This is a genomic window from Streptomyces sparsogenes subsp. cuspidosporus, assembly GCF_039532705.1.
Taxonomy (GTDB): domain Bacteria; phylum Actinomycetota; class Actinomycetes; order Streptomycetales; family Streptomycetaceae; genus Streptomyces; species Streptomyces sparsogenes.
This window is the reverse complement of record NZ_BAAASD010000008.1, coordinates 147,816-160,847: the sequence shown is the minus strand read 5'-3', so window position 1 is coordinate 160,847 and position 13,032 is coordinate 147,816. Positions and strand designations below refer to the sequence as shown.

The window sequence follows — 13,032 nt, the reverse complement described above, 5'->3', positions numbered from 1 at the left end:
GACCCCGCTTGTTTAATGGGCCCATGACCAGCACGGCGGACCATCTGGCGACCATCGACCTGCTGCGCGCCCGGGACTTCCCGGACCGGCCGGGCGTGGCCGGGGCCGTGGCGAGCGGCCCCGGCTTCCATGTCGCCGACCTCCTGGTCAGCGAGGACTTCTGGGACGCGGACCTGGAGCGCCTGATGGAGGTCGAGGAGGAGTTCGAGGCGGAGCTGGAGGCGCTCGTCCAGGTGCTGTCCTTACGCTGGGGCGAGCCGGAAGTCCTCGACCTCGTCGACCACTTGGAGCGCCAGGCCATGGGGGAGCCGGTCCCGGAGCCGCTGGCCTCGCTGTGCGGCTATGTGGGGCGGGTGTACGGCTGGCGGACCGGCGGGCGCTGGATAGGGCTCGGGATCGGCCAGGGGGACCGCGAGCTGCCCCTGCAACTGGTCGCGGCGATAGGGGAGAAGACCGTGAGGTGAGCCGCCTGCTCTCAGACGTAAGGCTGTCGGCGTCGGCGTAGTGACATCCGGGTCAGCGAGTCCCGTCCTGCCCAGGCAGGGCGGGGCCCTTCGTCATGCTCGGTTCAGATCGAGCACCATCACGTCATAGAGCGGTGAGTCCGGGAACGGCAATTTCTCACCCGCGTGCTCATATCCCCAGCTCTCGTACAGGGCCCGCAGTCGCGGGCGCTCCCGGCGCACTAGCAACTGCGCGCGCCCTTCCCCACCCATCCGGCGACTCCGCGTACGGCGTCTCCGCGTACGGGTCAGCGCTCATGACATCAGCTTGTGGTACTTGTCCACCTGTGCAGTGACCAGTCGGTGCAGCTCCGCCCAGGTAGGCGCACTGACCGTTTGATCCAGCTTGCCCCTGCCATCCACCGCAGGGAGGCTCGAAATGTGGTACGGAGCCGTGGCGTACCAGTGAGGCTCGCTGCCTCCCAGCACTCGTGACCCCTTGGACCGGAAGTACGTCCACCCCTCCGGAAGCGGAGCGGACATCGGCGTGGGCTCACTGCGTCGGCTCATGACTGGCCCTCCAGGCTCTCCGACTCCGCGTCCAACGGGTTCGGCTCAGGGAGTCGGCCACCCCGGGACTCCGCCACGCGGATCATGTCCTCCAGGCACTCCGACAGGCGCTTCATCAGGTAGGTGCATTCGTCCGGTTCAATGGGGAGACCGGTCCCCAGCATGCCCCTGGAGAGCGAGAGAACAGCCTCCGCCGTGGAGAGCTGTTCTGCCTCTACGCGATCGGCCAGTCGGGCAATCCGGCCATCCGGGCAGTCATCGGGCGTGTACGCGCGCTGACCGTTGGGCCCAGGCCATGGCAGCAAACGTAGACGAGTAGCCTTCACTTGTTGCGCTCCTGTTCAGCGTGACCATGCCCCCGGCCGGTTCGCCCCGGTGCGGGGGTCCTTGTGTAGCTGACAGTCTTCCCCGGACGGGTAGTTTCTCCTGGTGAAAGGGTGGTGACAGAGTGGTGACTGGGTAGCCTGTCACCATGGCCCACGACGGGGAATTTGGACGCATCGCACGGGCGTCCTTAGAAGATCGCGGTATGTCGATTCGAGCAGCCGCACGCGCGGTTAACTTTGATCATGCATATCTGAGCAGAGTCTTCGCCGGGAAGCAGATTCCGTCACTACAACTGGCTGAAGCTCTGGACCGGTTACTGGGCACCGGTAGGGCCCTTGTTGACCTGGCGGCCCAACTGGTCGAAGCATCGACGCTGTCCGGGGCGGCCCCTCCCGCATGTCTGAGCGAATTTCTCCCTGGGGGGGACCCTCTGACCCAATTGGCCAACCGAACCGGCCGCAGAATCGGCCTGGAGGACGTCAGGGACCAGGCTCAGCGGGTCCATGCCCTCCGGCTGGCCGATGACGTGGTGTACGGACGGGACCTCATCGGTCCCGCCCTGCGGGAGCTACGCGGAGCGGTCTGCCTATACCGGGAGAGCACCCACACTGACGATGTGGGACGCGAACTTCTCCGCACCATCGGGGAGCTGGCGCAAATCTGCGGGTGGATCTCCACCGACGCAGGACAGCATTCGGAGGCCGAGCGGATCTATCGCCTGGGACTATCCGCTGCGAACAACGCCGGGGACTCAACCTTGGCGGGCAATCTTCTGGGCTCCCTCGCGTACATGGCCTCCAACACCGGTCGCGAACGTGAGGGAGTGGAAATGGCTACGGCCGCCACGGAGGGGGCCCCCGAGGCACCGCCACGGGCCCGCGCGCTCTTCCTGGACCGGGTGGCCTGGGCTCACGCCAAAGCCGGAAACGCTCAGCCGGCAATGCGGGCCCTGAACAACGCTCACGACGCCATCACCAGCGATCACGGGCCCGAGGAACCCACCTGGACGTACTGGGTATCCACGGCGGAGCTGGAGGTGATGGACGCCCGGGTCTACACGGAGCTACGGCACCCCCTCCGGGCCGTCCCGCTCCTTCAACAGGTTCTGCGCCAGTACGACGCCACGCATACGCGGGAGATGGCCCTATACCTCTCCTGGTTGGCCGTGGCCCTGGCGGACGCCAATGAACCGGAAGAGGCAGTAACCGCTACCGAGCGGGTCATTTCGCTCTCCTCCGCGGGAGCGTCGGAGCGCACTGCCGATCGTGCGCGCGTGGCACTCCGCCGACTCACGGAGTATCGCGACGTTCCAGAGGTGGCCAGTCTCCTGGCCCGGTACCCGGCCGCGTAGATCTGGATACGACGAAGGGCCCCGCCTCCCGCAGGAGACAGGGGTCCAGGGCCGGGGAGCTGGTCCCCAGGCTCAGAACTGGAACTTGGACCGGTCGATGTTGTCGGAGTAGCTGATCAGCTCCAGGTTCGTGTCCAGCTCCACGTTCGTGATGCTGTGCACGGCGTCCAGCTCCGTGGCGTGATGCTTCCGGTACCGCTTGGCCGCGTCCAGGTCCACGTAAGCCACCAGGGCCTCCTCTCGGAACTCCTCCATGGTGTCCATGCCGCACGACTCCCAAAGCTCATGGTGCATGGCTGTCTCCGTACGGAGGAACCGGGGCAGGCGGGCCGTTGCGTCGCCCACCGCGCTCTCTCCATGGGCACTCACGGCCGGGACGAACCTCTCCAGGGTGTCCCGTCGGACGGTATGCCGGGGGCCAGTCGGCGGACGCCCGTGGGATGGTAGGGGCCTTACCGGCCGCCGCCTTTTCACCAATGTCGGCCCGGTCGGCTCGTTGCGCCTCCGGCGTTGCTCAGACCTTTTCGGAACAGGACCAGGCACCATTCCGCCTCCGCTACTGTACGACTGAGTGACACCCGACGGAGGGCAGAATGGATCAAGGGCTTGCGGCCATTTACGGGGCAATGGTTGGCGCGGTAGCAACCGGAGCTACCGCTTTAATTACCGCGAGATCCACATTCGGTGTACAGAAACACCAAGCACGCCGGGAGGCATACCACGCATTCCTCTTGGCCCTCCGTGAGCTGTACGACCCAGCACAACGATGCCTACGCGTAGCAATTGACCGCGCAGAAGGTATCCCTACGTCTGTGACTCCCGAAGAACTCACCGACCTTAGTAGAGAGGTCGTACTCTTGATTCAGTCCATGCGGAGAACACACGTCGCTGTCGAGCTGGAAGGTACGGGAGCAGTAACCGAGATGGCTCGTACCGCCGCGGACGCAGCCCATGATCATGCGCTTACGGCAGTGAGCCTGGTTGCCTCATTTGACATAGGTAGGCACATCACCCCGGCCGAGAAGGCCAACGCCGAAGCAGCCTTCCGCAGGACCGTAGTCGCAACAAATTCGTTTGCCCAGGCTGCTCGCTCCCAGCTCTGAGTGCTCCTGAACGACCTTGGAACTCGTACAGATTCCGTGCCGTATCACGCTTCGGTGTCCGTGGTGATCAGGAGGAGGGTATACGCCAACTGGAGGGACGGGTGCGCGGGGAGCTGCGCGTGCTGGAGTGTCAAAGCCGGATACTCGGCATTTGCGGAGGGTTTGGCCTCGGCGCTCCCGTGGCCGCCTTGGTGCTGGAACAGCTCGGCGCTTTCTTGCGCGGATCCTGCGTGCCCGCCCTACAGAGGTCCGCAGAGGAACGGGATGGAGCACCGACGCGCCGTACCGTGAGACGGCTGCCGAAGTGGCACACTACGGTGCCGCCGACGTCCTGACAGCCGACATGGAGGCCGCAGCGGTATTCGCGGTGGCCGAACACCGGAACATCGATGCGGCAGCGGTCTTCGCCGTGGCCGACTCCCTCGTCGACCGCCGCGGCCGCCAGAACTCGCCCGTAACGCGTAACGCCCTGCATGTGGTGCTGGAGGCCGCCATGGTCGCCCTCGGCAACGCCGCGCGAGTGCCACAGAGGGCGGGCGACGAAGCGCTAAGGTAGGCCATCCGCAACATGACGTGATGGTGACAGGCAGGCGAATATCAGACCGAGCCTGTAGCAGCAAAGGACCCGCCTCGTGAGCACAGGCGCCCCGCGCCCCACGGTCGGCGCCGTGGTACTGACGATGAACGACCGGCCCGAGGAACTCGCTCGGGCCATGGCCACGCTCCTCGCCCAGGAGGGTATCGACCTGGACGTGGTGGTCGTAGGCAACGGCTGTGTTCCCGAGCAGGTCCCGCCCGAGGTGCGCACCGTCGAACTACCGGAGAACGTGGGCATTCCCGAAGGGCGCAACATCGGCGCCGCCAACGTCAAGGGGGACTACCTCTTCTTCTTCGACAACGACGCGTACCTGCCGACCACCGACACCTTGTCCCGTCTCGCCGCCGAGTTCATGCGCGAGCCCGGCCTGGCGTACGTACAGCCGCGCATCACCGATCCCGACGACCACACCACCCTGCGCCGCTGGGTACCTCGGCTGCGCGCCTCGGACCCCACGCGCCCCGGCGTCGTCACCGTCATGGCCGAAGGCGTCGTGATGGTGCGCCGTTCGGCGTTCGATGCGGTCGGCGGCTGGCCGGGCCACTTCTTCCTCTTCCACGAGGGCATCGACCTGGCCTGGCGCCTGTGGGACCACGGACACAGCGGCCGCTACACGCCCGACGTCATCATCCACCACCCCGCGACCGACCCAGCCCGCCACGACACCTTCTACCGGCTCAACGCCCGCAACCGGGTCTGGCTCGCCCGACGCAACCTGCCCACCGTCCTGATCCCCTTCAACCTCGCCACATGGATTCTCATCACCTTGTGGCGTACCCGCAGTTGGTCCGCACTGCGAGTCTCACTCATGGGATTCAGGGAGGGTCTGCGCGGCGGGCACGGCTCGCGGTCGCCGATGAGGTGGCACACGGTCGTACGGCTGACCCGCGCAGGCAGGCCGCCGATCCTTTGAACGGCGCCGGACGCCGGCCACGCCGCTGCCATACAGTTCCGAACCGTATCCAGCGCCCGTCAGTCGTCGGCGTACGCGGCGGCGCGCAGCCGGGCGAACTCCTCGGCCATCGTGGCCAGGGTCCAGTGGGCGTTGAGCCCGCTGGGGTTGGGCAGCGCCCATATCCGGGTGCTGCCGATGGTGCGCTCCTGCGGCCCGATCGCGGCCCGCTTGTCGCCGAAGGCGACGCGGTAGGCGGTCACCCCCGCGACGGCGAGCCATCGCGGGCGCAGGCGGGTGACCTTCTCCTGAAGGAGCCGCCCGCCCTCGCGGTACTCCTCGTCGGTCAGCTCGTCGGCCCGGGCGCTGGCCCGGGCGACCACATTGGTGATCCCCAGGCCGTACGACAGCAACTCGTGCTGCTCGGACGGCTTGAGCAGGCGCGGGGTGAAGCCGGAGGCGTGCAGGACGGGCCAGAAGCGATTGCCCGGGCGGGCGAAGTGGTGGCCGGTCGCGGCCGTCATCAGCCCCGGGTTGATGCCGCAGAACAGCACGCGGAGGCCGGCCGCGACCACGTCGGGCACGAGGCGGTCGCGGGCGGCTTCCAGCTCGGCGGGGGTCATCGAGGGCTGCCCGCGCGCGTCAGAGGATCGACCCGGGGGCGTAGGCCGCGGCCTCCGGGTGCCGCTTGGCGATCTCCTCGATCCGGGCGACCACCGTGGCGACCTGGTCGGCGGCGGCGCCCGTGAAGGACAGCTTGTCGGCCATCAGCGCGTCCAGCTGGTCGCGGTCCAGCGGGATCCGCTCGTCGGCGGCCAGCTTGTCGAGCAGTTCGTTGCGCTCGGCGCCCTGCTCGCGCATCGCCAGCGCGGAGGCGACCGCGTGCTCCTTGATGGCCTCGTGGGCCACCTCGCGGCCCACCCCGGCCCGCACCGCCCCCATCAGCACCTTCGTCGTCGCCAGGAAGGGCAGGTAGCGGTCCAGCTCGCGGGCGACGACGGCCGGGAAGGCGCCGAACTCGTCGAGGACCGTCAGGAAGGTCTCCAGCAGCCCGTCGAAGGCGAAGAAGGCGTCCGGCAGCGCGACGCGGCGCACCACCGAGCAGGACACATCGCCCTCGTTCCACTGGTCGCCCGCCAGCTCGCCGGTCATCGACGCGTAGCCGCGCAGGATCACGGCCAGGCCGTTGACGCGCTCGCAGGAGCGGGTGTTCATCTTGTGCGGCATGGCGGAGGATCCGACCTGCCCGGGCTTGAAGCCCTCGGTCACCAGCTCGTGCCCGGCCATCAGCCGGATCGTCTTGGCGAGCGAGGAGGGGGCCGCCGCCAGCTGCACCAGGGCGGTGACCACCTCGTAGTCCAGCGAGCGCGGGTAGACCTGGCCGACGGAGGTGAAGGCCCGCCCGAAGCCCAGGTGCTCGGCGATCCGCCGCTCCAGCTCGGCGAGCTTGGCCGCGTCGCCGCCCAGCAGGTCCAGCATGTCCTGGGCGGTGCCGACCGGGCCCTTGATGCCGCGCAGCGGGTAGCGGGCCAGCAGCTCCTCCAGCCGCCCGTACGCCACCAGCAGCTCGTCGGCCGCGGTCGCGAAGCGCTTGCCGAGGGTCGTCGCCTGCGCCGCCACATTGTGCGAGCGCCCGGCCATGACCAGCTCGGCGTGGTCGGCGGCCAGCTTCCCCAGCCGGGCCAGCGTCGCCACCGTACGGTCCCGGACCAGCTCCAGGGAGAGCCGGATCTGCAACTGCTCCACGTTCTCGGTCAGATCGCGGGAGGTCATGCCCTTGTGGACGTGCTCGTGCCCGGCGAGCGCGTTGAACTCCTCGATCCGGGCCTTCACGTCGTGCCGGGTGACCTTCTCGCGCTCGGCGATCGAGGCCAGGTCCACGGTCTCCAGGACCCGCTCGTAGTCGGCGAGGGCGGCGTCCGGCACCTCGATGCCCAGGTCCTTCTGGGCGCGCAGCACGGCGAGCCACAGCCGCCGCTCCAGCGTCACCTTGTACTCGGGGGACCACAGGACGGCCAGCTCCGCCGAGGCGTAGCGGCCGGCCAGGACGTTCGGGATGCGCGGCTTAGCAGTCACGAGCAGACAGTCTACTGGCCGTATGCGCAGGCCAGCGCCGTGGCTGTGGCGGCGCCCGGCCGCGTGCGGCTCAGCCCTTGTACGGCAGCAGCTCGGCCCGCTTCGGCGGGCGCCCGTCGCCGGAGGAGCGGCCCGTCAGCCGCCTGCCTATCCACGGCCCCAGGTGCTCGCGGGCGAAGCGCGCGTCCGCGGTGCGGCGGGCGACCCAGCCGGGGCGTATGGCGGGTGGCAGCGGCGCGTCCCAGTCGGCCTCCGGCTCGTGCCCCAGCGCCTGCCAGACCGCCTCGGCCACCCGCCGGTGCCCCTCGGCGTTCAGGTGCAGCCGGTCCTCCGCCCACATCCGCGGATCGCCGAGCGCCTCGGAGGCGAACAGGTCCACGACGATCGCGCCGTGCCGCGCCGCCAGCTCGTCGATGACGGAGAACAGCCGCTCCATCCGGGGCAGGAACCGCGCCAGCACCGGACCGCGCCGCCCGGGGCTGCGCATCAGCACCAGCTGCTCGCAGCGGGGCGCCAGCCGCTCCACGGCCTCTTCCAGCAGCCCGCAGACCCGCTCCACGTCGCACTTGGGCCGCAGCACGTCGTTGAGCCCGCCGACCAGGGTGACCAGGTCCGCGCCCATCGCCGCCGCCGCGTCCACCTGCTCGTCGACGATCTGCCCGATGAGCTTGCCGCGCACGGCGAGATTGGCGTAGCGGAAGCCGGGAGCGCGGGCCGCGAGGCGCGCCGCGAGCAGATCGGCCCAGCCCCGGTAGGTGCCGTCCGGCAGCTCGTCGGACATGCCCTCGGTGAAGGAGTCGCCGACCGCGACGAAGCTGGTGTAGGTGGTGTTCATCCCCATGGCGCGGGAGATCCTATCCCGCGGGCTGCGCGAGGAGGCGGGTACGCGCATGATGAGCCGCATGGGGATGACCAACATCTACTTCGAGGGCGGGGCGCGCAACGGCACCACCGCCACCTGGAACCTGGAGCCGGGCGCCGACATCTACGACGACAACATCTTCCGGCCGCCCGAGCTCTACCGGCGGACCACGCGGACCAAGGTCATCGGGCGGGTCGAGTACACCGTCTTCCGCTACGACCCCTCCGGCACCCGCCCCACCTGAGGCCCGCGCGACGCACCCCGCGCGCCCGCCCCGCACGCCCGGCGGATCCCTCGGTTGGCCCGCGCCGGGTTCCGGAGGGGGCACATCGGGGCAGTCTGGTCGGCGTGGATGCCTTTGAATGCGACCGTACGACCATGGCCATCGTGGCCGCCGCGCTCGCCGACGACGGGGAGGGGGCGGTCGCCCTGCTGGACCCGCTGGAGCGGCGGGACGTGTGCCGGGTGGCCGTCCGGCTGGCCGCGATGGCCGCCGACGCGCTGCTCGCGGTGGCGGAGGAAGGGGGCGGCGGCAAGGCCGAGGCGCTCGCCCACTGGCAGGCGTGCATCATCGCGCACGAGTCGCGCCGAGCGGAGTAGGCGCCGCGCGCCCCCTTTTTTTTGCGGGGCGCGGCTTGTGGGGCGCGGCTTTTGTAGCGCGGTTTTTGTGGTGCGGCCTTCTGTGGTGCGGCTCGCCTCCGGAGCGCGCCGGGGTCAGGCGACCAGCTCGCGCAGCACGTCCTCCATGGTGACCAGGCCCTCCAGGCGCCCCTCCGCACCGATGACGGCGGCGAGGTGGGTGCGGCTGTCGCGCATCGCGGTCAGCACGTCGTCCAGCGCCGCCTGCGCCCGCACCCGGGCGATCGGGCGCAGCTGGTCGGGGCGGAACGGCAGCTCCCGCGGGCCCGCGTCCAGCGCGTCCTTGATGTGCAGATAGCCCAGGATGCGACCGGAGTCGTCGACCACCGGGAAGCGCGAGAAGCCGGACCGTGCCGCCAGCCGCTCCAGCTCCTCGGGGGTCACCCCGAGCCGGGCGGAGACCACCCGGTCCAGGGGCAGCACCACGTCCCGCACCCGGCGCCGGCCCAGTTCGAGGGCGTCCCGCAGCCGCTCGGCGCCCCGGTCGTCCAGCAGCCCGGCCTCGCTGGAGTCCACCACCACCCGGGCCAGCTCGTCGTCGGAGAAGGTGGCCGACACCTCGTCCTTGGGCTCCACCCGCAACAGCTTCAGCAGGCCGTTCGCGAACGCGTTGACGGCGAAGATCACCGGGCGCAGGGCGCGCGCCAGGGCGACCAGCGGCGGGCCGAGCAGCAGCGCCGAGCGCACCGGTTCGGCCAGGGCGACGTTCTTCGGCACCATCTCGCCGAACAGCATGTGCAGATACGTCGCCGCGGTCAGCGCGATCACGAACGCGACCGGGTGGACCAGCCCGGCGGGCAGCCGCACGGCCTGGAAGACCGGCTCCAGCAGATGCGCGATGGCGGGCTCCGCGACCGCACCCAGCACCAGCGTGCACAGCGTGATGCCGAGCTGGGCCGCGGCCAGCAGCGCGGAGATGTGCTCCAGCCCCCACAGCACGGCGTGGGCCCGCCGGTCGCCCTGCTCGGCGCGCGGCTCGATCTGGCTGCGCCGCACCGAGATGAGGGAGAACTCGGCGCCGACGAAGAAGGCGTTGGCGACCAGCGTGAGCAGGCCGATCAGCAACTGCAGCAGCGTCATCGGGCCGCCCCCTCGCCATCGCCCGAGCGACGCCCGAAGCGGCCGCCGTCGTCCAGGCCGTCGGCGTCGTCCGGGCCGCCGTCGGCGCGGTCGCCTGCGGCCCCGCCGCCCCCGCCGTGCTGCCCGCCGCCGCCGTGCCGTCCGTCCGCGTCGTGCCGCGCGTCCGTGCCGTCCCGTCCGTCCGTGCCGTCCCGCGCGGCCGCGCCTTGTCGTCCGGCCGCGTCGTGCCGCGCGGCCGCGCCTTGCCGTCCACCCGCGCCGTGCCGTCCGCCCGCGCCGTGCCGTCCGCCCGCGCTGTGCCGTCCGCCCGCGCTGTGCCGTCCGTCCGCGCTGTGCCGTCCGTCCGCGTCGTGCCGTCCGTCCGCGCCGTCGTCCCTCCCTTCGGAGGGGCCCCCGCCCCCGCAGTGCTCCCCGTCCTCGCAGTCCTCCCCGGTCTCCGGCGACGGCGCCCGCAACCGTACGCGGGCGGCCCGGTGGCCGGAGTCCTCCGCCACCTCGATGCCCCAGCCCGCCACCTCCAGGGCGTCGCCGCGCACCGGGATCCGGCCGAGCTCGGTGGCCACCAGCCCGGCCAGGGTCTCGTACGGGCCGTGCGGCACCCGCATGCCGATGGCCTCCAGCTGGTCGACGCGGGCCGCGCCGTCCGCGTCGTACAGCGCCCGGCCCTCGGAGTCCTTGCCGACCGGGGCGAGGTCGGGCTTCTCGTGCGGGTCGTGCTCGTCGCGGACCTCGCCGACCACCTCCTCGACGATGTCCTCGAGGGTCACCACCCCGGCGGTGCCGCCGTACTCGTCGATGACCACGGCCATGCTGCGGTCCCCCGAGAGCCGGTCGAGCACCCGGTCCACGGTGAGCGAGGCGGGCACGAAGAGGGGCTCGCGCATCAGCTCGGACACCGGGTGGCGGGGCCGCTCCCCGGCGCCGACGGCCAGCACGTCCTTGATGTGGACGGTGCCGACGACCGTGTCCAGGCTGCCCCGGTAGACGGGGAAGCGGGACAGGCCCGTGGCGCGCGTGGCGTTGGCGACGTCCTCGACGGTGGCCCGCACGTCCAGCGCGATGACCTGGACCCGCGGGGTCATCACGTTCTCCGCGGACAGCTCCCGCAGGTTCAGGGTCCGTACGAACAGCTCGGCGGTGTCCTCTTCCAGGGCGCCCTCCCGGGCGGAGTGCCGGGCCAGCGCGACCAGCTCCTGGGGGCTGCGCGCCGAGGCCAGTTCCTCGGCGGGCTCCAGGCCCATCCGGCGCACCGTGCGGTTGGCCGTGTTGTTGAGGTGGGCGATCAGCGGGCGGAAGGCGGCGCTGAAGGCGCGCTGCGGGGTGGCGACGGCCCGGGCGACGGGCAGCGGGCGGGAGATGGCCCAGTTCTTCGGCACCAGCTCGCCGACCACCATCAGCACGACCGTCGACAGCGCCGTGCCGACGACCAGCGCCACCGAGCCGACGGCCGAGCTCGGCACGCCCATCGCCTCGAGCGGCGCGGCCAGCAGCGCGGCGACGGACGGCTCGGCGAGCATGCCGACCACCAGGTTGGTGACGGTGATGCCGAGCTGGGCGCCGGAGAGCTGGAAGGTCAGGCCGCGCACGGCCTTCAGCGCGCTGGCCGCGCCCCGGTCCCCGCGCTCCACCGCCCGCTCCAGCTCACTGCGCTCGACGGTGGTCAGCGAGAACTCCGCCGCGACGAACCCGCCGCAGGCGAGGGCCAGCAGGAGCGCCACGGCCAGGAGGAGCACTTCGGTCATCGGTTCACCCCAGTCCCATGGTCGGGCAGGGCGGGGCGGATCGCGCGATGTCGGGTTGTGGGGGGCTCGCCCATGGGGGGACGCTCACACCTTTCACTCGGGGCCATCATCGACGTTGCCGCGGAGCGGCGATGCATGACGGATCCTGGGTAAAAGGTCGGCAAAGTCGCGAGGGTGTGCGGGGGCGGCCGAGCGGGGCGCGGCGTCAGGAGTCCAGCGGCTTGACCCAGCGGCTCCACTCCGGCTGCGGGGCGTAGCCCGCCGCGCGCCAGGCGTGGTGGGCCAGGGCGTTGCGGTCCAGCACCATCGCGTCACCGCGCCGCCCGCCGAGCGCGGTGAACCGCTCCTCGGCGGCCCGGAGGAGGGCGCTGGCCACCCCCTGGCGCCGGTGGTCGGGGTGCACGGCGAGCCGGTACAGATGGCAGCGCCAGCCGTCGAAGCCCGCGATCACGGTCCCGGCGAGCCCGCCGCCCCGCTCGGCCAGCAGCAGCGACTCGGGGTCGCGGTCGAGCAGGCGGGCCACCCCGTCCCGGTCGTCGCTGATGCTGGTGCCCTCCGCCGCGTCCTTCCAGAAGGCCAGCACGGTGTCGAGGTCCTCGGGTGCCGCGGCCCGTATCGCGAGATCGTTCATGGCGGGATCCCATCACCGCGCCAGGCGCGGTGTCGAAGGGATTGCGCCCCGTCCCGCGATACGAGACCCGGCTTGTGGATGCTAGCGGATAGGCGCTAGCGTGAGGCCGTGGCGAAGACACAGCTGAACGTCCGGGTCGACGAGGCCACCGCGGAGGTGGCGCGCGAGCGCGCGCTGCAGCGGGGCATGAGCATGAACCGCTACATCGAGGAGCTCGTCCGCAAGGACGCCGGAGAGGTGGGCCATACCTTCGTGGAGGCGGCCGCCGACTTCATGAAGCAGTACCGGGCCGTGTTCGACGAGGAGTTCGGCAAGGAGGGCGAGGCGCGCTCTTGAACGTGCGGATCGACCTCGCCTGGCTGTTGATGATCGCCGAGCACAGCACCCCCGGGGACCCCCAGGTCACCGACTACGGGGCGCTGGTCGCCGCCGTCAGCAGACACGAAGCCGAGATATTCGGCACCCCCATCTACTCCGACCCGCAGACCCGGGCCGCCGCACTGTTGCAGCTGTTGCTGCTGGTGCCCGCCCTGGAGCGGTCGAACGCACTGTTCGCCTCGGCCGTCGCGTACGCCTACCTCGTCGCCAGTGGGCTGAGGATCGCCACCACCCCGGAGCGCGTCCGCGACCTGGCCCGGCTGGTGAAGGACGGCACCGCCGACATCCACGCGATCGCCGACGAGCTGCGCCGCTGGAGCGCCTGAGGGATCCATGGGCC

Annotated in this window: 14 protein-coding genes and 2 pseudogenes; 9 read left to right on the top strand and 7 right to left on the bottom strand. The window is 70.8% G+C overall.

What is annotated here, in order from left to right; translation table 11 throughout:
* Positions 1 to 23 precede the first annotated feature (23 nt).
* The 3 genes and pseudogenes from ABFY07_RS13165 (at position 24) to ABFY07_RS13160 (ending at position 2,691) form a co-directional block, all read left to right on the top strand.
* Positions 24 to 464 carry a hypothetical protein gene (locus ABFY07_RS13165; RefSeq protein WP_346174669.1) on the top strand — a complete coding sequence of 147 codons (441 nt, stop codon included), beginning with the start codon at positions 24 to 26 and terminating at the stop codon, positions 462 to 464.
* Between the two features lie 1,021 nt (positions 465 to 1,485).
* Positions 1,486 to 1,674, top strand: a pseudogene (locus ABFY07_RS43130) (helix-turn-helix domain-containing protein); the annotation flags it as partial.
* A gap of 105 nt (positions 1,675 to 1,779) precedes the next feature.
* Positions 1,780 to 2,691 carry an NsdA family TPR-like regulatory protein gene (locus ABFY07_RS13160; protein WP_346174668.1) on the top strand — a complete coding sequence of 304 codons (912 nt, stop codon included), beginning with the start codon at positions 1,780 to 1,782 and terminating at the stop codon, positions 2,689 to 2,691.
* A gap of 72 nt (positions 2,692 to 2,763) precedes the next feature.
* Here ABFY07_RS13160 and ABFY07_RS13155 read toward each other — a convergent pair whose 3' ends face one another.
* Complete coding sequence (locus ABFY07_RS13155; RefSeq protein WP_346174667.1) at positions 2,764 to 2,985, bottom strand: hypothetical protein; 222 nt, start codon at positions 2,983 to 2,985, stop codon at positions 2,764 to 2,766.
* A 936-nt stretch (positions 2,986 to 3,921) separates the two neighbouring features.
* Here ABFY07_RS13155 and ABFY07_RS13150 point away from each other — a divergent pair.
* Together ABFY07_RS13150 and ABFY07_RS13145 are read left to right on the top strand one after the other, a co-directional pair.
* Positions 3,922 to 4,350 (top strand): phosphorylase family protein, encoded by a 429-nt coding sequence (locus ABFY07_RS13150; protein ID WP_346174666.1) that lies wholly within the window; start codon positions 3,922 to 3,924, stop codon positions 4,348 to 4,350.
* A gap of 76 nt (positions 4,351 to 4,426) precedes the next feature.
* On the top strand, positions 4,427 to 5,305 hold the full coding sequence (locus ABFY07_RS13145; RefSeq protein WP_346174665.1) for a glycosyltransferase family 2 protein: 879 nt from the start codon (positions 4,427 to 4,429) through the stop codon (positions 5,303 to 5,305).
* A 59-nt stretch (positions 5,306 to 5,364) separates the two neighbouring features.
* Here the strand turns inward: ABFY07_RS13145 and mug are convergent, their stop codons facing one another.
* The 3 genes from mug to ABFY07_RS13130 form a co-directional block, all read right to left on the bottom strand.
* A complete protein-coding gene (gene mug / locus ABFY07_RS13140) occupies positions 5,365 to 5,907 on the bottom strand; it encodes a G/U mismatch-specific DNA glycosylase (protein ID WP_346174664.1) in 543 nt (180 codons plus the stop codon).
* Positions 5,908 to 5,926: 19 nt separating this feature from the next.
* A complete protein-coding gene (gene purB, locus ABFY07_RS13135) occupies positions 5,927 to 7,360 on the bottom strand; it encodes an adenylosuccinate lyase (protein WP_346174663.1) in 1,434 nt (477 codons plus the stop codon).
* 70 nt (positions 7,361 to 7,430) lie between these two features.
* Complete coding sequence (locus tag ABFY07_RS13130; protein ID WP_346174662.1) at positions 7,431 to 8,201, bottom strand: SGNH/GDSL hydrolase family protein; 771 nt, start codon at positions 8,199 to 8,201, stop codon at positions 7,431 to 7,433.
* A gap of 61 nt (positions 8,202 to 8,262) precedes the next feature.
* Between ABFY07_RS13130 and ABFY07_RS13125 the strand changes: the two genes are divergently transcribed.
* Positions 8,263 to 8,466 (top strand): hypothetical protein, encoded by a 204-nt coding sequence (locus ABFY07_RS13125; RefSeq protein WP_346174661.1) that lies wholly within the window; start codon positions 8,263 to 8,265, stop codon positions 8,464 to 8,466.
* Between the two features lie 134 nt (positions 8,467 to 8,600).
* A complete protein-coding gene (locus ABFY07_RS13120) occupies positions 8,601 to 8,822 on the top strand; it encodes a hypothetical protein (RefSeq protein ID WP_065966831.1) in 222 nt (73 codons plus the stop codon).
* A 114-nt stretch (positions 8,823 to 8,936) separates the two neighbouring features.
* On the opposite strand, the gene ABFY07_RS13115 is transcribed toward ABFY07_RS13120, so the two are convergent.
* From ABFY07_RS13115 to ABFY07_RS13105, 3 genes and pseudogenes are all read right to left on the bottom strand, one after another.
* The gene (locus ABFY07_RS13115; protein WP_346174660.1) at positions 8,937 to 9,941 is read right to left on the bottom strand and encodes a hemolysin family protein; all 1,005 of its coding nucleotides are present in this window, start codon (positions 9,939 to 9,941) and stop codon (positions 8,937 to 8,939) included.
* 425 nt (positions 9,942 to 10,366) lie between these two features.
* Positions 10,367 to 11,683, bottom strand: a pseudogene (locus tag ABFY07_RS13110) (hemolysin family protein); the annotation flags it as partial.
* Between the two features lie 205 nt (positions 11,684 to 11,888).
* Positions 11,889 to 12,314: a GNAT family N-acetyltransferase gene (locus ABFY07_RS13105; protein ID WP_346174659.1), complete on the bottom strand. Its 426-nt coding sequence runs from the start codon at positions 12,312 to 12,314 to the stop codon at positions 11,889 to 11,891.
* Between the two features lie 108 nt (positions 12,315 to 12,422).
* Between ABFY07_RS13105 and ABFY07_RS13100 the strand changes: the two genes are divergently transcribed.
* Both ABFY07_RS13100 and ABFY07_RS13095 read left to right on the top strand, forming a co-directional pair.
* Positions 12,423 to 12,650, top strand: a complete 228-nt coding sequence (locus ABFY07_RS13100; RefSeq protein WP_065966837.1) for an antitoxin — start codon at positions 12,423 to 12,425, stop codon at positions 12,648 to 12,650.
* The gene (locus ABFY07_RS13095) at positions 12,647 to 13,018 is read left to right on the top strand and encodes a fic family toxin-antitoxin system, toxin component (RefSeq protein WP_346174658.1); all 372 of its coding nucleotides are present in this window, start codon (positions 12,647 to 12,649) and stop codon (positions 13,016 to 13,018) included. Before ABFY07_RS13100 ends, ABFY07_RS13095 begins: the two co-directional genes overlap by 4 nt.
* The last annotated feature ends 14 nt before the right edge of the window (positions 13,019 to 13,032 follow it).